General features: G+C 38.7%; 15 protein-coding genes. 3 read left to right on the top strand and 12 right to left on the bottom strand.

The window, feature by feature from the left end; genetic code table 11:
• Positions 1-3: 3 nt before the first annotated feature.
• The 12 genes from BMY13_RS01420 to BMY13_RS01365 all read right to left on the bottom strand — a co-directional run bounded on the left by BMY13_RS01420 (position 4) and on the right by BMY13_RS01365 (position 14,228).
• Complete coding sequence (locus tag BMY13_RS01420; protein WP_092501945.1) at positions 4-3,414, bottom strand: hypothetical protein; 3,411 nt, start codon at positions 3,412-3,414, stop codon at positions 4-6.
• Positions 3,415-4,012: 598 nt separating this feature from the next.
• The gene (locus tag BMY13_RS01415) at positions 4,013-4,189 is read right to left on the bottom strand and encodes a YjzC family protein (protein ID WP_092491232.1); all 177 of its coding nucleotides are present in this window, start codon (positions 4,187-4,189) and stop codon (positions 4,013-4,015) included.
• A gap of 120 nt (positions 4,190-4,309) precedes the next feature.
• Positions 4,310-4,738: a cell wall hydrolase gene (locus tag BMY13_RS01410; protein ID WP_092491231.1), complete on the bottom strand. Its 429-nt coding sequence runs from the start codon at positions 4,736-4,738 to the stop codon at positions 4,310-4,312.
• Between the two features lie 223 nt (positions 4,739-4,961).
• The gene (locus tag BMY13_RS01405) at positions 4,962-5,942 is read right to left on the bottom strand and encodes a TIGR00341 family protein (RefSeq protein WP_092501943.1); all 981 of its coding nucleotides are present in this window, start codon (positions 5,940-5,942) and stop codon (positions 4,962-4,964) included.
• Positions 5,943-6,186: 244 nt separating this feature from the next.
• Positions 6,187-7,323, bottom strand: a complete 1,137-nt coding sequence (locus tag BMY13_RS01400; RefSeq protein WP_092501941.1) for an ABC transporter substrate-binding protein — start codon at positions 7,321-7,323, stop codon at positions 6,187-6,189.
• 6 nt (positions 7,324-7,329) lie between these two features.
• Entirely contained in the window at positions 7,330-8,127 is a 798-nt protein-coding gene (locus BMY13_RS01395) for an ABC transporter ATP-binding protein (protein ID WP_092503387.1), read from the bottom strand.
• A 33-nt stretch (positions 8,128-8,160) separates the two neighbouring features.
• Positions 8,161-8,967: an ABC transporter permease gene (locus tag BMY13_RS01390; RefSeq protein WP_092491228.1), complete on the bottom strand. Its 807-nt coding sequence runs from the start codon at positions 8,965-8,967 to the stop codon at positions 8,161-8,163.
• 328 nt (positions 8,968-9,295) lie between these two features.
• A complete protein-coding gene (locus tag BMY13_RS01385) occupies positions 9,296-10,090 on the bottom strand; it encodes an ABC transporter ATP-binding protein (protein ID WP_092501939.1) in 795 nt (264 codons plus the stop codon).
• A gap of 1 nt (position 10,091) precedes the next feature.
• Entirely contained in the window at positions 10,092-11,078 is a 987-nt protein-coding gene (locus tag BMY13_RS01380) for an ABC transporter permease (protein ID WP_092491226.1), read from the bottom strand.
• 70 nt (positions 11,079-11,148) lie between these two features.
• The gene (locus BMY13_RS01375) at positions 11,149-12,189 is read right to left on the bottom strand and encodes an ABC transporter substrate-binding protein (RefSeq protein WP_092501937.1); all 1,041 of its coding nucleotides are present in this window, start codon (positions 12,187-12,189) and stop codon (positions 11,149-11,151) included.
• Between the two features lie 304 nt (positions 12,190-12,493).
• Entirely contained in the window at positions 12,494-12,814 is a 321-nt protein-coding gene (locus BMY13_RS01370; RefSeq protein ID WP_092491224.1) for a nucleoside triphosphate pyrophosphohydrolase, read from the bottom strand.
• 256 nt (positions 12,815-13,070) lie between these two features.
• Entirely contained in the window at positions 13,071-14,228 is a 1,158-nt protein-coding gene (locus BMY13_RS01365; protein WP_092501935.1) for a hypothetical protein, read from the bottom strand.
• A 348-nt stretch (positions 14,229-14,576) separates the two neighbouring features.
• Here BMY13_RS01365 and BMY13_RS01360 point away from each other — a divergent pair, with 348 nt between their 5' ends.
• Genes BMY13_RS01360 through BMY13_RS01350 form a run of 3 tightly spaced genes read left to right on the top strand, consistent with a single transcriptional unit; the run spans position 14,577 to position 18,636 of the window.
• Positions 14,577-16,121, top strand: coding sequence for a solute symporter family protein (locus BMY13_RS01360; protein ID WP_092501933.1), 1,545 nt, complete (start codon positions 14,577-14,579; stop codon positions 16,119-16,121).
• Positions 16,118-17,857: a LytS/YhcK type 5TM receptor domain-containing protein gene (locus BMY13_RS01355; protein ID WP_092501931.1), complete on the top strand. Its 1,740-nt coding sequence runs from the start codon at positions 16,118-16,120 to the stop codon at positions 17,855-17,857. The genes BMY13_RS01360 and BMY13_RS01355 overlap by 4 nt, the downstream gene beginning before the upstream one ends.
• A gap of 20 nt (positions 17,858-17,877) precedes the next feature.
• The gene (locus BMY13_RS01350; protein WP_092501929.1) at positions 17,878-18,636 is read left to right on the top strand and encodes a LytR/AlgR family response regulator transcription factor; all 759 of its coding nucleotides are present in this window, start codon (positions 17,878-17,880) and stop codon (positions 18,634-18,636) included.
• Positions 18,637-18,786: the final 150 nt, after the last annotated feature.

The raw sequence follows: 18,786 nt of genomic DNA, 5'->3' as shown, positions 1-18,786 counted from the left end.
GTTTTAATCCCAGTTTTTGATCTTTTGAATAATTTTTTTATTAAAAACTGAAATTAGTGTATCTTTTCCATCTGATGTTTTTTGCTTATGCCATTCATTGTAACTTGCAACTGCGATCAATATGGAACCCGTAATAAGCAGATACATCCACCATGGCAGGTTTCCCCAATATGGTCTGGTTTGCAGAAATACATTTAATAGCAGTACTCCTGTTCCAACAAAGAAGAAAGACTTCATTTGATAGGCCATACCACCAATAATGGATACAAGGGCGAGGGTCCCAACAATCAATGCGTCATAAATCGTTGAACTTGCCATCCCATCCTGAATTAAAAGAAGCGAAACGATAACCAGGACTGCCCACTGTACATTGTTGATGAGTGTCTTTAAGGAATTGTCAGCAACCTTTTTAAGTAAAATAACGAGAACGACCCATGGCAGGACATACATTTCCCTTTCCATCAGCTCAGGTAAATCACTATTAACCAATATTGAATAATAGGGTTGCAGTAAATAAGCACAAGCAACAAATATAACCCATTTCGGCGCTGCAAAAGGAATACGATTATGCTGCAGCAATAAGCTTCCGACTAGTAGTAGCCCCGGCAGCAGCTTTGTCCATAGATCTTCTGTCGTCCACAGATATAAGCTTCCTGCAGCAATGAAGCCAACAACCGTATACCAATCAATACGCAGCGGCTCTCCTTCTTCTTTTGCACCTTGAAAAACCAACTGATAAAACTGCTTTCCAACTAGCAAAACTATCAGCACGAATCCCGTTACGGCAACCTGCATTGAATAATCCCATTCCAGTTGGTCGTAGCTATATAAGAGCAACCCCTGATATAGAAGAAGAAGGGGGATTGCATTGAGGACATCCCATTTTTCCTTATGCAAAATCCATAACAGACCAATTCCATACAGAACTGTTACAACGAATAACAGTAAGTCAAATGGGCTTACCGATGTGAAAACCCTGATTCCGATCAGAGAGAATGGTACTATATAAAAAGCAATTCTTCGTCCCAAGGATCTATTACTGAGATACCATCTGACAGCAAGTACACCACTTGTTATTAAGAAGGCATAATGAACATGATTATTCAAATCTAACAAAAGCATAGCAAGACTAACAGTTATCCAAAATGACGTGAAGCCGGCGTATAAAAAGGTGTTTTCCTTCCATCTAGCATTTACTTTAAGAACACTTACACCATAAATCACAGCAGCCAAAAGAAATGCCCAGACTGCCTCCTCACCATTAAACATGTAAGTAACAAGTAATGAAAACGGCAAGTAAATGTGTCCAATCCACCAAAAGGCTTTAACAAGTTTGCGGTCCTCGTTTCCGATGAATATTCCAGTACCCAAAAGCAGTAGTGAACCAACAACAAATTGCAAAGAATGATACAAATCAGATTGGATATTAAATTGCGTATGAACTGCATACAACACGGTGAAATAAAATAATAAAGAAGTTACACCAATCAGATAAGGCATGACTATCCATTTTGTCTTTCTGTACAGTAAATAGGCCATTCCGATTCCGCCAAGGACAATCAATGCACGAAAATTGTCATCAAAGTCATATAAGAAAGTCCGCATCATTCCAATAACGTAAAATCCTTGAGCAACAAAAAAGGCATTATCAGAAAAAGCCTTTCGTTTAAGCTTTTTCCATAAAATACTTATAACCAGAACAACAATTCCTGCTAATACCAGATGCCCAGCATCCACAGAAATTGCAGCAACGAAAAATTGATCTTTTGTAAAAAAAGAAACGACTGCAAGACCGATAGAAAGTGCATGAATCCAGGAAGCGAATCTATTACTTATAAAAAAGACTCGTTGTTCAAATTGGTCCATAAAAAGAGAAACTATAGCTAACAATAGAAACATTGTACCTACCTGCCACCAGCTGACAATTCCAAAATTTAGTACTATAGAAAGGACCATCACAACTCCGCCAATATCACGTGAGCTCTGATTAATCAGTTGGAAGAAATCAAGCTTCATGAAGCAGCCAAAAACAATATATAAGAAAAGGCCAGCTATAAACATTGGTAAACCTAAGTACTCATAATCAAATAAATTGCGGACTAATAACACCACTTCATACAATGCAGCCATGAAAAATACTGGACTTAGATATGAAAACAGCGTTCGTTTCACCTTGTTTGTTAAATATGTAAAATTAAAGGCTATGATTAAATACGCAATTAGTAAAACAAATGATGGTTCATTCATATTCATAAGTATTCCTTCAAAACTTATAAAAACAAATGCACCAGCTGAAACGATTGCGCTCGTAAATTGGAAGGCTTTTTGCAGTGAACTGCTATCCTTTATAAAATTCGGCAGTACCACAAACACAATCCCAAGCAGCGCATACACAATTGCCCCAACCTCATTCAATGCTGAGAATTCAATCAATTGATAGGCACCGTATACTAACAACGCACTAAACACGAAATGATATTCCTTATGGTTTGTCACAAATATCATGGAAAAATATATAACTGCTGTAAGCATCAGGTTAAAGCTATAAATCAGTTCACTTTCATAAAATACAAGCATCAGTAAAGTAGACAAAATTAAATTTGCCTGAATATATAGGACAAACTCCTGTGTAAACAACTGAAAACGTCCCTGCTTGTCTGCATAATGATACGCCGCGATGAGTACTGCGTTAAATGCTATAATCCCCAAGTAAAAACCGTCGACAGACATGCCCAAGGATGCTATAAGAAACCCGGCAAATACCGTAAACGTTACAAAAGAAAACCACACAAATAAACGTGATGCTAACTTTATGGAGAGGAGTAAGTACACAGGCAGAATCACAAGGCTCCCAGCTGCTCCGTATAGATATCGTCCCTCACCAGAAAATGAAAAATAAGCGCCAAATAACTCAAAATAGCCTAGAGACAATATGACAATCGGCAAAAACAGACTACCAAGCACATGAAATGCAAATGCAGTCTTTTCTATTTTTAATATACGTGTTGTAAAATATGCCAGACCGAAGAACAGTAATGATACGAGACCAATAAATCCTGTTTTCTTCCAGTCTGTCAACGTATCCCAAGTGCTTGTAGCAAGAACCAGTCCTCCAATCAGCAGCAAAACCACCCCAAGGATTAGAGACCATGTAATATTCCGATCACGGATTTCCTGTGATGAAAGAACTTTTTTGGCCTTTTTTGGCTTTGGTGCTTTTGGTACTGACTGCTTTTTTACCTTTTCCACGTTCTGTCCCGATATCTGTTGCCTGTCTTCCTGATCAATATAATACTGGTTATGAGCATGCAAAACATCCAAATATGTTCCATTGTCTATGTATTGTTTCTCTTCCAGCTTCTTCAACTCTTCCTCTACAATCTTCTGTCGCTGTTGAGCGTGCAAATGATTCAAGAAATCACCTCTATCTAAACATTACGTAATTTGGGGAATTGGCTGCGAAAAGTAAACAGCTACACGGACTTTCCGGAACATATTGGAGAAGGAATAACCCGTACTTAAGAAAACCCACTGCAACGCTTTTTTTATCGAAATATTTGAAACATTATTATATCATATAATGGTGCCTGTCTGTCATAATTATCCACATCTATAATGTGAATCCTCGTTCCGTTAAATGGACAAAATCAATAGAATATGAGGTTTAAAAAGACAAATAACGGAACGAGGTTCCAGACAGGTCTGCAAATCAGGGGCACTAATTATTATGAGGTTTGAATTTGGATTCGATAAACAAGTTTATTCGATACATTACAGATAACTTTATACTTTTGCGTTAAATCCATCGTTTGGTTCAGTGTACTTTTTTTACTAACTTACTAACAATCGGGTTTGCAACCAGCGTTTTTTTCATTGCAAATCTTGCAATCGGCTGTGCGAGCAAAGCACACTTTTGTTAAATAACGAACTTAAAAACGCTCAGATTTAATCTGAGCGTTTCAATATGTTTTTTACATTTACTCCTCGTAACTGAACCCGAGACCTTTATTTCTTAATGTTTCTCATTTGTCCAAACACGATCAAAGTTCGAGTTTTGCGGAAATTTCTCTCCAGCCTTCAGCTTAACTCTTTTCGGATCATTGACATTGTTGCCTGTCTCCCCAATTTCTCTATAAACACCATTGTTCGGTGCTTTTTGCCCAAAACGAAAATGACTGTATTCACCCATTTCAATCACTCCTTATCCTTATTCGTTCTTATTATGGCTAATTGCCCAGCCATTCATTCTTAGAAAAATTGGCTTATCGTTAAAGGGATACAAGGAGCGTCTTTTATCAGACTCGTGAAACTACCACGTACTATAGACTTCTGAACATTCATCTGCTGTTGGCTCATAAAAACAGTGAAGCTTATATCGCCCCACTATGGGTTGATCATACCATGTAGCTGGGCAATCAGCTGGAGGTCTAAAATACCATAAACTATATTTAGCTGGCCAGCGCCTTTCCCCGTTAATTACTCTGCGTGCTAACCGTTTTTCACTTTCTCTTGCTCTTTTATAAAAAGTACCATGTTGAAGTGCTTCATATGCAGTTGGCTGGTTAATTACTTGTGGCAATGTGCGTAATCCTTCAAAATCGGAACAATCTACTCTGGCTCGGTTTACTGTTACAGCACCAACATGCAACATGCCTAACTTCCCTTCTCCTACAGCTTCTGCTCGAAGAAGCCTTGCCAAGAGATTGATATGATAATTTGTAGCCTTCACAACGGCCATTTTTCCACCTCCGTTTAACACCTACTTTTATAAGTATTAAAAAGGCGGTAACATAGTGCCTGTTTATGTATAAATCTACAGCTTAATTCTTAAACTTAACCTAAAGCAGCGGAAACATGAAAGACCCCGGTAGCGAGGTGCAAGCGAAGGAGCTTTTCAGCTTGCTCGGCGGATTAGCGAGTATATTTACAATGCGGTATTTACCAGCCTAAACAACTCTTTTCTAGACGAAGTTTATAAAGATAATAGCAGTAATAAGAACCAAAGCGATAATTGAAACGAATAAGAGAGAAAGTTTACGGGAAATATTTGCCTTCTGCAGATCCTGCCAATTGTTTGGTTTAATACCGCTTAGCCAAAAGACGATAACTGCTGAGAGCATTATAGAATTAACATTGACCAATAATAGAATAAAAGGAACAATAGCCTCCTCCCATCTAGCTGCGCCAAGGTTCATACCCAGCACTACAGCAGGTGGCACTAATGCAACTGAAACCATAACACCCACAAGAGCACCCTCATTCCTTTTAATAAAAGAAAGCGCTCCTGCAGCGCCAGAAGCTAGGGCAGCAATGACATCAATGATCTGAATGACTGTTCTAGATAGAAACTCATCACTATTTACAGGCGCATTGAAAAGAAAACTAAATACACTAGCAACTAATACAGGAACTCCTAATCCAAATAACGATGTCAGTATAGACCGACGCAGTAACTTAAAATCGCCTAGTACAGAAGCAAATGAAACAGCAGTAACAGGACCAATGATCGGAGCAATTACCATAGCACCGATCACAACAGCAGGACTGCTCTTGATAACACCCACCGTCGCAACAAATGCAGAGAAAACGATAAACCACATATAGCTGACACTCATATGGCTTGCTTCAGTAATTGTCGTGAATAATTCGTGACGGCTTGCTCGCTGTAAATCTTTTTCTTCATCCTTAGGTTCCTTTTTTTCCCTGGGAAGATACGTTTGAACAGGCAGCAACATAACTTGATATGCATCGCTCTCGTTAGGTATCTTCTCCAAATAATTAAGAATTTGTTCAACATCATTTGTTTCCACAAGAATCCGAGTCAGCTTCTGATCTGTAAATTTTTCAGAAACCCAATACGATACAACAGAGAAATTATTCTCAATATCTTCAATATCTAAAAAATCCGGTGGCGCGTAAATTTCGAGCAATTGTAATTTCATCGTTAATTCGTCTCCCATTTGCTTAGAAAACTTGGCATATCGCCATATCTTAATGGCGACAGCCTTAGTTACACTTATATTAACTGCTAAGAAAGATCCTACGCCTTATTGTTACCCCTTTCGTGCTTCTTCATGACGAAAAACACAATTTTTCATTTTTGGCTTTGAAAACTTGGATTATCATTAAAGTGTTCTTAAATACTAAAAAAATAACCCTTCTTATTATTTAAGAAGGGCCATAAATTTAATACTCGCCTATTATATCTAATACATCCTCGACTAATGACGGATCTACAGCCTTATCAAAGTCTACTTCCCCTTTAATAGCACCATTTTCTTTATACATATTGTATTGTTTCTTGATATCTTCGGTGAACATACGACCATCTGGATTCAAGCCTGTAACGGCAACCTTATTCCATATGGCTGGATCCTTAAGTGCTGTGTGTTCCGTCATAATGTTAATAATCTCTTCCTTTTCACCTTCATCTTTGACAAACACATCATTATAATCACGAACACCTTTTAAGTAGCCTGCCATAAATCGTAAAGCTACTTCTCGACGTTCATTAAGAAACTCTGGTGAACCTAAGACCATTGCGATTTGAGCCTTTGGAGCAAAGTCAGTCACATCCCCAAACTTAACGTGTAAGTCCTGTTCAATTCCTTGTGTTATCAAGGGCTCTATTTGCAGCGCTGCAGCGATTTGATTATTTCCAATCGCAGACATCATATTTCCAAAGTCGGACATTAAGGTAAACTCCACATCATCCCTCGTTAACCCAGCATGCTCTAACATCCGCTCAAATATATAATCATCAACTGCGTTTTTTGTGGAAACTGCTATGCGTTTTCCTTTTAAGTCCTTATAATCTTTAATTTCATCCTGCAGATCTTTTCGTAGAACAAAGGTAAAATAAGAATTACCCATAACGTTATGACCTTTATCAGCTATCATGCGAACGTCAATACCTTGGGCAATGGAGTTAAAAAATGATGCTGAAGATATACCTCCTGCCACATCAATCTTTCCAGCCGCTAGAGCTGGCAGCATTTCATCACTATTACCAAATTTAACGAATTCAACGTTTATGTTGTATTCCTCAAAATAGCCTCTTTCCTTGGCAATATAAAATCCTGCGCCAGATGCGGAACCATCCTCAGCAATTGTTACAGTAACAGGTTCTGCAAGTGGATCAAGTGCCCCTTCCGAACTAGAGTCTTCAGTAGTGCTATCCTGATCCTTCTCTTTTCCTGGATCTGTATTTTGGTCATCTTGTGTGTTTTCTTTAGGTTTAGTCTCTGAATTAGCACAACCTGCTAAGGCAAGCGTTACAATTATGAAAAAGACACCAATTAACTTTAACCATTTTCCCCTCATGATTAATCAACCTTTCTGTTCTTTGGTTTTACGATCATTTTGTACTTCTCTTTGTAGATGCTTCCATATATCAACGAACTGCTCTGCCATTTCCGGGTTTGACCGGACATCCTCAATCGTCCTTGGACGTGGTAAATCAATTTTCTTCTCGCTCAAGATTTTGCCTGGCTGCGCACTCATCAATAATACTTTGTCACCTAACAACAATGCCTCATCAATGCTATGTGTAATGAATAATACAGTTTTCTTTGTTTCTGCCCAGATGGCGAGCAATTCTTCTTGAAGTATAAATTTATTTTGTTCATCCAATGCCGCGAACGGTTCATCCATCAATAGTATTTCCGGATCGTTGGCAAAGGCTCGGGCAATGCTTACCCGCTGCTTCATTCCTCCAGATAATTCTTTTGGAAACAGCTTTGCAAACTGCTTTAATCCAACCTTATCTAAATAGTAATCTGTTTTCTCTTTCACTATTTTCTTCGGAAGGTGACGCATCTTTAATCCAAAGGCAACATTTTCTTCAACTGTCTGCCACGGAATTACACCACGTTCCTGAAATACCATTGATTGCAGAGGTTTAGCATCATCTGACTGATGAATTTCAAATGTTCCTGTACTTGGTTTTTCTAAGCCAGCTAACATTCTTAATAGTGTCGTTTTTCCACACCCACTTGGTCCAAGCAAACAAACAAATTCACCGTCCTCAATATTAAGTGATATATCCTTTAATGCTGTTACACTTTCATTTCCTTTATAAAATACTTTTGTTAACTGATTAATTGTTATTTTACTCGGCTGTGCCATTGTCAAATTGACCCTCCTTATGATTTAATTTGGCTATCTCCACGGAATCAATTTACTTTGCAGTCCTCTTAGAAGTAAGGAGAAGAAGTAGCCAAAGAAGGAAATGAGCACAAGACCTACATACATTTCGGTTAATAAAAAGGCCTTATAATTTACCCAAATTAGATAACCGATCCCGCTGTTTGCTGCAACCATTTCAGCAGCCACAATCGTTAACAAGGCAATCGCCTGCCCCATTTGAATTCCTTCCAGCATAACCGGCAAGGAGCCAGGTAGTGCAATTTTAAAGAAGAAATCCTTAGCACTTGCCCCATAATTCCTAGCAACATCAATATAAATCCTGTCAATATTTGTTACCCCTGCAGCTGTGTTAATGACAACAGGAAAGAAAACGCTGATTGCAATGATCAACATCTTGGAAAACTCACCAATTCCAAAAATAATGAGAATAATCGGTAACATCGCTAATGTTGGAATTGGCATTAATGCCATAACTAACGGTGAGAAAAAATGCCGTATCGGTGAATACATTCCCATTAATAGCCCAAGAGCTATCGCTGGGATTACTCCAAGTACAAAACCCGAAAAGATACGATATAAACTAATTTTAATGTGGATAAATAACTCGCCGCTTGTTCCCATCGTAATTAACGTCTTGATTATTACAGAAGGTGGAGGGAAAAAGCGCGGGTCTATGACACTTGTTCTTGATAAGATTTCCCATAAAACCAAAATGAAAATAGGAGATGAGATTGTTAACAAACTCTTCAACCTTTGATTACGTTGTCTTTTTTGCCATTCATTACGTTCTAGCTGAACAGCAGATTGACTGTTCCCCATATCCTCACCACCTCTCATGCACTATGCTATGCATCCGCCCAGAAAGTGGTGATGAATTATACAAGCCATTTTGCTTAGAACCCATTCTACATAGCGTTCTTCTTCATAACTTGATTGTGGGAAAACCAATAATGCGAGGGGACAAATACAGATGGCAAAATATAATATTTACCAAGATCAGGTGAAGAACTTCAAAATGTGGAATATAAAGTAAGTCATGATACAGGAAGCCCAACGTGCCGTCAGGAGCTTAATGACTATGCTTTAAACAAAATAAGGTGATTCAACAGCCCGCATTTTTCGCGAGCAATTGAACCACCTCTTTGGCTTATCCTAAGATTGCACGATCATTTTCAAATTGTTGACCTCTAATTCGTTGGAATTCATGCAATAATTTTTCGATTGTTAGTTTCTGTTTTTCTTCGCCTTTTACATCTAAAATAATTTGTCCCTTATCCATCATAATCAAACGATTCCCTAAGTCTAAGGCCTGTTGCATGTTATGGGTAACCATTATTGTAGTTAAATCGAACTTATCCACTACATCTTTTGTTAGATTTTTAATTAACTCCGCACGAGAGGGATCAAGTGCAGCAGTATGCTCATCTAATAGTAATATATTTGGTTCGGTAAACGTAGCCATCAACAATGATAATGCTTGCCGTTCTCCCCCAGAAAGCAAGCCTACCTTAGCTGATAAACGATCTTCTAAGCCGAGATTCAATGTTTTCAAGTAGTCCTGAAACAATTCTTTTCGCTTTTTTGTTACCCCAATTCGCAGCTTTCGTTTTTTATCGCGTGCATAGGCCATGGCTAAGTTCTCTTCAATTGTCATGGTTGGGGCTGTACCTGCCATCGGATCCTGAAAAACCCTTCCAATATACTTTGACCGCTTGTATTCTGGCAAACTTGTAACATTTTTTTCACCTACATGAACAAACCCTACATCAGGAATAAGTGTTCCAGAAATTACATTCATCAAGGTCGACTTTCCAGCTCCATTACTGCCAATGACAGTAACAAATTCGCCTTTTTCCATCGTTAAGTTCACCTGTTGCAGTGCCTTTTTCTCATCGGGTGTATTTTCATTAAACGTTATTGAAATATCACGAAGATCTAACATGTTAACCCCCCTCTGCCACAGTACTGTTCAGTTCTTTTCGCTTTTGCTGACGCCGCTTTTTTTCTTTATGTGATTTAATTATTTTCGGGGTAATTAAGGCCGCTACAACAAGTAATGCGGTAATTAATTTCATATCACCCGTTTCTAAAAACTCAACACGTAAAGCAAGGGTTACCACAATACGGTAAATAATCGCTCCACCGATTACGGCAATCGTGGTAATGGCGATTGTCCGTTTTCCAAACAGGGCTTCCCCAATAATCACCGAAGCAAGACCAGTAATAATCATCCCAATTCCAAGCCCAACATCGGCAAATCCGCCATACTGGGCAACTAAAGCTCCAGATAAGGCAACAAAGGCGTTAGAAACACCAAGACCCAGAATAATTAATGTATCCGTGTTAGCCGATAAACTTCGTATCATTTTTTGATTATCTCCAGTAGCTCTAATTGCAAGTCCTACCTCAGTTTTAAGAAAATAATCGGTCAATAGCTTGATGAAAATGCTAACAAATATCATAAAAATAAGAATAGCCCATGTACTGGGTACTTGAGCTGAGCCTAGCGTCTTCAACATGCCATTGAGCGCTTGATCAAAACCTGTTCCTTTCCAAAATCCTTCCACTTGAGTAAAAAGTGTTGATTCATTAAGGAGGGATAAATTCGGCCGACCCATTATCCGTAGATTAATAGAATAAAGTGCAATCATCATGATAATACCTGATAATAATGGGTTTATTTTTCCCTTTGTATGAAGAACACCTGTTATACTGCCTGCTACAAATCCGGCTATTGTACCCAAAATTGTGGCTGTTACAGGATCTGTTCCATTTATAATAGAAATGGCAGCGACAGCACCGCCTGTTACAAAACTTCCATCCACTGTCAAATCAGGGAAATCTAAGATACGAAAGGATAAGTACACACCAAGCGCCATTATCGCATATATAATTCCTGATTCAACTGCTCCAAACATTGATATAAACACAAGATGTCCTCCTCTCTACAGCAAAGGATACAATTGGCCCCTCTAAGAAAGGGACCAAATTCCTATCTCTTTATTTAGGCTCAACGAACTGAGCTTTTTCATCCCATTCTTCGTTCCACTCAATGCCTTGTTCCTCTGCTGCTCCTTTATTAATAAACAATTGCATTTCTGCTGGGTATTCTACCGGAATATCCGCAGTTGTCTTTTCGCCTGTTAACACTTCTACAGCCATTTCACCTGCACGAGTACCAATTGTATGATAATCGATTCCGTATGTGGCAAAACCACCTTTTTTGAGTGAGTTTGGTTCACCAACAATCAATGGAATATCCTGATCATTTGCTACACCAACGACACTATCTAATGCCGATACAACAGTGTTATCCGTAATAATATACATAACATCGACCTCACCTACAAGTGTTGTCGCTGCTTGTTGTACCTCAGCAGATGTTGAAACAGTACGCTCAGCTACACTTAAACTTGTGCCTTCAACTTCTGCCTTCACAGCTTCTATCTGTGATACAGAGTTTTGCTCACCAGAATTATAAATAAGCCCAACCTTCGAACCCTCAAAGTACGTATCGATAAAGTTTACCGTATTCTTAATCGCATCCGGATGAAGGTCGAGTACTCCCGTAATATTTTCTCCCGGTTGATCCATCCCGTCTACTAGACCAGCTCCCACTGCATCCGTAACAGATGTAAAAATAATCGGAATGTCCTGTGTCGCCTGCAATGCACTTTGGGCACTCGGTGTCGAATTGGCAAATATTAAATCAACATTATCTGCCACAAAGTTCTGTGCTATAAGACTCGCATTGTTTTGATCATTCTGTGCGTTCTGAAGATCAAACTCTACATCCAGACCCGCTTCGTCAACCGCTTGTTTAAACCCATCATAAGCAGCATCCAACGATGGATGTTCAACAATCTGAGTTGCCCCTATCGTAAAGGACTGTTTATCCTCTCCTTGATTAGCATCTTGATCAGTTCCATCCCCTGATCCTGAAGTCTGCTCTCCTTCAGCATCTTCACTGGTTCCACAAGCCACCAATGATAGTAAGCTAATCAAAGCTATAATTAGAAAAGCCCGCCAATTTTTCTTCATTTATTTACCCCCTGTATTCTCCGTTTTTTAGAAACTTTCAAAAGATTTATGCCATATTATATCACAGAACAAAATTGATAACATTGTTTTTATACATTAATTTTCATAAATATAAAACTTTTAGGGCTTTTTAGTGATTTTATTAGTACTTTATATGAATATTTATTCGCGACAGCTTATTGATTAATAAAAAAATGAACCCTTCCTTGTGTTCAGAAAGGATTCATTTATATATATATACTTAGTACTCTTATATTGTGCTTTAAGTTCACATCTTTTTAATCTATCACCTAGATTAATACCTTTACTCTACATCGATCAGGAAGACTCTATCATTAAATCCACCGCGTTGTTCGGCTTTTTTCTCGCGAATCTTCTCAACCTCTTCCATAGAGCTTTCATGCACATTTGCTAGTGTATGCATTAATTCAAGCAAGTCAGCTAGCTCATCTAAAGCATCTGAGTCATTATCAGCAGCTAAATATTCCTGCAGTTCCTCCTTGGTCTTCTTTCTAAGTTCTTTTATATAATCTTCATCAGAAAGCGTTGCAGTATTTGCCTTCTTCCCCGTCATTGCAATGATTCCCGGTATTTTATCTCGTATTAGCTTGTTGTATGTTGGCATTTGGCACTCTCATTTCGTTTTTTATTCAATTCAATTTTCGATAATGTAAACTATAAATCCTTTATTTTAGTGAAAAAGAGGGTTATTTTCCCTTTTTATTATTTTCACTTGATTTAATGCGATATAAGTATCTATCATATTAGAAAAATTGGTTTATTGCCAAGCCTTAGGTTGCACTGTTTATGCAGTAAGAGATTATTTATGTTTTCTCAAGTGCCAAAAGACTAAACGCCACTATAGCATTCAGCCTCTCATATCACTTATAATCTTCCTCATCCTTTAAAAAATTATCGTAATGCTCCATTTCCTTATAACGTTGCTGCTGGCGATAGCCGTACATAATATTTCGCACAACTTTATCACTTTCAAGTCCTGACCCGATTGCGCCTACTACAGTAGCAACAGAGGTAACAAGCCATGTTAAATGGAAATAGTATTTAAAACCGACTTCTCCCTCAAGTCCTACTGTCTCGGTAAATACTTCTGGTGGGACAAAAAAGGCTACTGCAATCAAAAACAAAATATAGAGCATTGTATAGTAAACCAATACAGCAATTCCCAGAGTTATTACTGTAGCAGTGTTATATAGCAGTCTTAGTTTCCTGTGACTTTTCTTAGTAGGCTTCTCCCACAAATTATGAGCAAAAATAATCCAAATAATCATGCCCATCATGGCTGCTAGCATCAACACAACAAAACGTGTGGGCCCGTAAGCGACACTAAGTTTCCAAAGGGAAGGAAATACTAGGCCGTAAGCACCGGTTGCGAATGCGATAGCAACTACACGTTTAAATGCAGGAATAATTGACCATGGTCTGTTTGCATGGGCCATACCAAAAAGTAGTCTTTGCCGTCCATTAACTCGCGGTACGACAATAAAACGTACATCGGCTTTTTCTATCTTATCAGGAGGATTAATTTTGCGAATTGGAGAAAAAGCGGAGTCACTTCTCAATAAACGCAAATTATTTATGGCAGCACTATCTAAATCCTTATTTAAAGCCTTGCCATGTCCGTTTACTCGATAATATAATTCACTAACCATTTGAATGATTGCTTTTTCCACTCGTCTTCCTACAGGCAAAATTCCGAACGCTGGTATAGAAATTTGCGCTACCCCTTCTTTATCATTAACATCACCTAATACGACATCTTTCCCTGAAAAGATAGGAAGATCTGTCAGGCATACTGCATAATCCCAGTTATGTTCCTGTTTTAAATCAGTTGCTCTATTAATGATCTCGTCCACTTTTTCTGCAGCTCCTGTAAGTGGATCACGAATTATTTCAACCTCCCACGAGAGGTTTTTATCAATATTACCGGAGAATGCATCTGGCAATTTGTCCACTAATTTATATGCGATTGATTCTGGTAATTCAGGGGCTGGAATTATTCCTACGGTCATTTTCTTCAAATCAAAGTTCCTCCCCTCTGCAGATTACAGCCTTTTATTAGTTTACTTACGTTAGTCTTCAACTATTTCCTTATAATACCCGTTTTTTAGTCGCACAAACATTAAAATTTGGTTTATCAGGGTTGTGATTTGCACTTAGTGAAGCAGGAAAGTATAAATAGCATTCTAACTTGTATATCTGACTTAAATGGTACTTGTTTACCAGATTCAGTATCAAACCTCAACCAATCTTTACTTATAAAGTCAATTAAAGTACTATTTATAACAGGTTAAAATTTGTTAAATTTAAATTATTTAGATTAATATACAGTAACCTGATAGAGATTGCTAAACGAAGAAGGTGGAGTAGTGAACATTACATATTTCCTGTTTTTCTTATGTATTATTGTTTGTACGTTGATTATTACTTACTGGGCGGCAAAGCAAAGCAAGACAACAAATCAATTTTACATTGCAGCTGGGAGTTTAACGGGTGTACAAAATGGCATGGCCATTGCTGGAGATTACATTAGCGCTGCATCCTTTCTTGGAATTGTCGGCACGGTAGCAATTAATGGCTTTGATGGGTTCCTGTATGCAATTGGTTTTTTAGTTTCTTATTTAATTGTATTATTTTTCATTGCGGAACCTATTCATCGTTTGGGGACTTATTCACTTGGTGATGTAATTTGTTCACGTTTTCCGAGTTATAAGATGCGCTGGATGATGGCAATTGGAGCATTTATCATTTCTATTTTGTACATGATTCCGCAATTGGTAGCGGCTGGTCTTTTAATACGTTTACTTCTTGATATTGACTATTCAACTTCCGTACTAATAATTGGAAGTCTAATGACAATTTATGTGGTATTTGGGGGAATGTTTGCAACGTCATGGGTACAGATCGTTAAAACGGTCGTGCTTCTGTCTGGCACTTTCCTGCTCTCATTAATCGTATTTTCGCACTTTGATTGGAGTATAGCTGAGCTGATTTCACAGGTAAAGTTGGGAACGCCATTGGGGGACCAGTTCTTCATGCCTGGTAATTTGTTTGGAAGCCCCCTGGAAACACTATCGCTTCACTTGGCTTTAGTTCTTGGAACAGCTGGTCTTCCGCATATCTTAATCCGCTTTCTTACCGTCCGAAATACATTAGAGGTGCGCAGATCACTGTTGACGGCGAGCTGGATTATCGGAATTTTTTATATTATTACTCTTGTTCTTGGACTTGGTACAGTTGCACTTATCGGATACCAGGAATTAATTGCACATGACCCGACTGGGAATTTGGCTGCACCATTATTGGCAAATGAGTTGGGAGGAGACTTCCTGATGGCCTTTATTGCGGCGATTTCATTTACAACTATTGTTGCAGTCGTAGCTGGTTTGGTGATATCTGCTACAACTGCTTTTTCCTATGATATCTATTACCATATTATTAAAAAAGGACAAACAACCGAGAAACAACAGATACGTGCAGCACAATGGACCGCATTTGTCGTTGGACTCATTTCTACTTTATTTGCGCTTGGACTGCGGAATATTAATGTTACATTCCTTGTCTCCTTGACGTTTATTGTCGCAGCTTCTAGTAATTTACCTGTTCTTTTGTTTACAATCTATTGGAAGCGTTTCACCCAAACAGGAGCAATTATCGGAATGGTGTGTGGATTAACTGCCTCACTGACGCTGCTAATTTTCGGTCCGCATATTATGAATCCGAATGGGGGCTGGATTGCGAGAGAGCCTTTTTTTCCATTACATAACCCAGGTATCATTGCCATTCCAATAGGATTTTTAGGTGCGTATCTTGGCTCGATATTTTCAAATGGGCCAAAGTCTAGTAATTCTGACTTCAGACGCTTCTTTATAAAAGCACAGACCGGCATTGATACGAAGGAGGATATCCAGTGAAATACTTGACGATTATTTTATTTGAACGTCTTGGGTTATTGCTGGTGTTCGCGTTTGTGCTTACACGTATCCCAGGATTCAAGTCATTGCTTTATCGTGAATACTCGAAAAGGATGTCATTTGTACATGCTTGTATGTTTGGCCTTTTTGGTATTGCGGCAACAATAACAGGGATAGTCATTGAAGGAGATTCTGTTGTTAATCGTGAATTTGTCTGGTTTGTCGAGGATGACCAAATGGCTGTCAGTTCCAGTCTGGTTGCCATTGTCATTGCCGGATTATTAGGTGGACCTGTAGTTGGGTTGGGGGCAGGATTGATTGCTGGAGCGCATCTTTTTTACCTTGGTGGTATCGGTGTTCTGGCAAACAGTCTGGTCAATCCACTGACAGGATTATTAGCAGGATTAACTGCCCAATTCTTTTCAAATGAACGGGTAATCTCCCCATGGAAAGCATTGTTTATCGGTGTATTTCCTCCAGTTCTGCAGATGCAGTTGCTGCTTATTTTTGAACCGCATTCAGATAACATCATCTCACTTGTCAATACGATTGGACTGCCGCTTGTCTTATCAAACAGTATTGCTATTGCGATTTTCACAGCTATGATCAGCATTGTACTGCGTGAGCAAGAAAATGAGGCTGCACTGGCTACCAAACAAGCCTTAACAATCGCTGAGGAAGCTCTTCCTTTTTTAAAAAAAGATTCAACACGTGATATGGCATCGGGAATAGCCAATTTACTCTATGATAGGTTAAAATTAGCTGCTGTTTCCGTAACGAATGAAAAGGAAGTTCTTGCTCACAGGGGTCTAGGAGAAGATCACCATCGCGAGGGAGATCAGATTATTACCGCCTTATCCCATCAGGCAATTTATTCAAAACAGATGCAGATTGCCCATTCACGTACAGAAATTCAGTGCAAACATATCAATTGTCCCCTTGAGGCTGCCATAATAATCCCTGTTATGGATGCAAATGATGCAACTGGACTAATCAAATTTTACTTTCGTAAAGCACAACACATTCGTCCAGTGGAATTAATGCTAGCACAAGGACTTGGACAGTTAATATCCAATCAACTGAATACAATTGCAACTGAAAAGATGAAAACACATATACGTGACGCAGAACTGAGAAATCTTCAAGCGCAAATTAATCCGCACTTTTTATTTAATACACTGCACTTGATTGCTGCATTGTTTCGAAAAGACCCGGAAAAGGCACGCAATATTACGGTTAACCTAGCCCGCTATATGCGCTTTAATATCGGGCTAGTTTCTTCGTCACTCATCCATTTGGAAAAAGAATGCCAGCATGTGAAAGCATATATTGAAATCGCCCAGACTCGTTTTTCCAGTCAGCTGCAGATCTTTTTTTCAGAACCAGATGGTATTTCAGAAGTATTTATACCACCATCAACAATTCAACCACTTGTAGAAAACAGTGTCCAGCATGGCTTGAAAGATGCTACAACTGGCGGCGTCGTTAATGTAACAATTCAAAAGCTGGACACCTTCATTCAAGTATCAGTGAGTGACAATGGCTGTGGCTTCCCACCGGTTATTTTAAACCAGGCGGGAGATAAATTATTTGAATCTGACAAAGAAGGAGGCGCAGGTTTGTATAACGTTAATCAGCGTTTAATCCATTTACTGGGAGACACTGCACGCTTACATATACGCAACCTGCCTTCCAGTGGAAGTGAAGTGTATTTTAACATTCCGTATAAAGATTAATGGTACGAGGAGGTATTTTTATGAAGAATATTCACGCCTTGATTGCAGAGGATGAACAATTTACCCGTGAAGAATTAATCGACTTGCTGAAAAAAGAACAAGATGTCATTACCCATCCAAGTGCTGAGAATGGCCAACAATTAATAGATCTATATGTGGAACATGAACCTGACGTTATTTTCCTTGATGTTCAGATGCCGGGTATTGCTGGTGTTGAGGCAGCGAAGCGAATCAAAGAGCTTTCCTATATTCAACCGCCATTATTCGTCTTTACAACCGCATATGACGAATATGCCATTGATGCGTTTGAAATTGACGCTGTCGACTATTTGTTAAAGCCTTATGATGATACACGTTTTCAAAAGACGATGAAGCGGATCCGAAAACAAATAGCGCAGATGGATATGAAAGAAAACAAGCCCTTCCAGCTTGATGTCCAGTCCCCTGCATCAAAATTACTCGTTGATGATGGGGAACGAATGGTTGTTTTGTCTCCAGATTCCATCTATTACGCAGTTCCATTCAAACGTATGCTTGAGATCCATACAAAGGATGAAGTGATCGAAAGTCGAATGACACTACAGGAATTGGAGGAAAAATTACACGGACTATCTTTCTTCCGGACACATCGAAGCTATTTAGTAAATTTGAATTTTGTTCGGGAAATCACACCATGGTTTAACGGATCGAGTAATGTAACCCTCAACGATAAACATGGCACATCATTACCGGTTAGTCGTTCTGCAAGAAAGATACTTCTTGACGTATTTAAACATTAACCATTTATGATTTAATTTAGACTATTCAGACATAATTCATTGCAATTGGCCCAATTTCCCTCTCTTATCAAACACCATTCATTTATACTATCTAGTAAGCGCTTTCAGGTGAATGTGGAGGTGATCCATGTCAGCTATTCAGATAGCATG

This window comes from Virgibacillus subterraneus (assembly GCF_900110695.1).
GTDB lineage: Bacteria > Bacillota > Bacilli > Bacillales > Amphibacillaceae > Lentibacillus > Lentibacillus subterraneus.
This window is presented reverse-complemented; position numbering and strand designations above follow the sequence as displayed.

What these genes read in the sequence shown, in the direction of transcription:
- BMY13_RS01415 (WP_092491232.1), bottom strand. Translation starts at nt 4,189, where the DNA reads ATGGGTGAATACAGTCATTTTCGTTTTGGGCAAAAAGCACCGAACAAT.
- BMY13_RS01410 (WP_092491231.1), bottom strand. Translation starts at nt 4,738, where the DNA reads ATGGCCGTTGTGAAGGCTACAAATTATCATATCAATCTCTTGGCAAGG.
- BMY13_RS01405 (WP_092501943.1), bottom strand. Translation starts at nt 5,942, where the DNA reads ATGAAATTACAATTGCTCGAAATTTACGCGCCACCGGATTTTTTAGAT.
- BMY13_RS01400 (WP_092501941.1), bottom strand. Translation starts at nt 7,323, where the DNA reads ATGAGGGGAAAATGGTTAAAGTTAATTGGTGTCTTTTTCATAATTGTA.
- BMY13_RS01395 (WP_092503387.1), bottom strand. Translation starts at nt 8,127, where the DNA reads ATGGCACAGCCGAGTAAAATAACAATTAATCAGTTAACAAAAGTATTT.
- BMY13_RS01390 (WP_092491228.1), bottom strand. Translation starts at nt 8,967, where the DNA reads ATGGGGAACAGTCAATCTGCTGTTCAGCTAGAACGTAATGAATGGCAA.
- BMY13_RS01385 (WP_092501939.1), bottom strand. Translation starts at nt 10,090, where the DNA reads ATGTTAGATCTTCGTGATATTTCAATAACGTTTAATGAAAATACACCC.
- BMY13_RS01375 (WP_092501937.1), bottom strand. Translation starts at nt 12,189, where the DNA reads ATGAAGAAAAATTGGCGGGCTTTTCTAATTATAGCTTTGATTAGCTTA.
- BMY13_RS01370 (WP_092491224.1), bottom strand. Translation starts at nt 12,814, where the DNA reads ATGCCAACATACAACAAGCTAATACGAGATAAAATACCGGGAATCATT.
- BMY13_RS01350 (WP_092501929.1), top strand. Translation starts at nt 17,878, where the DNA reads ATGAAGAATATTCACGCCTTGATTGCAGAGGATGAACAATTTACCCGT.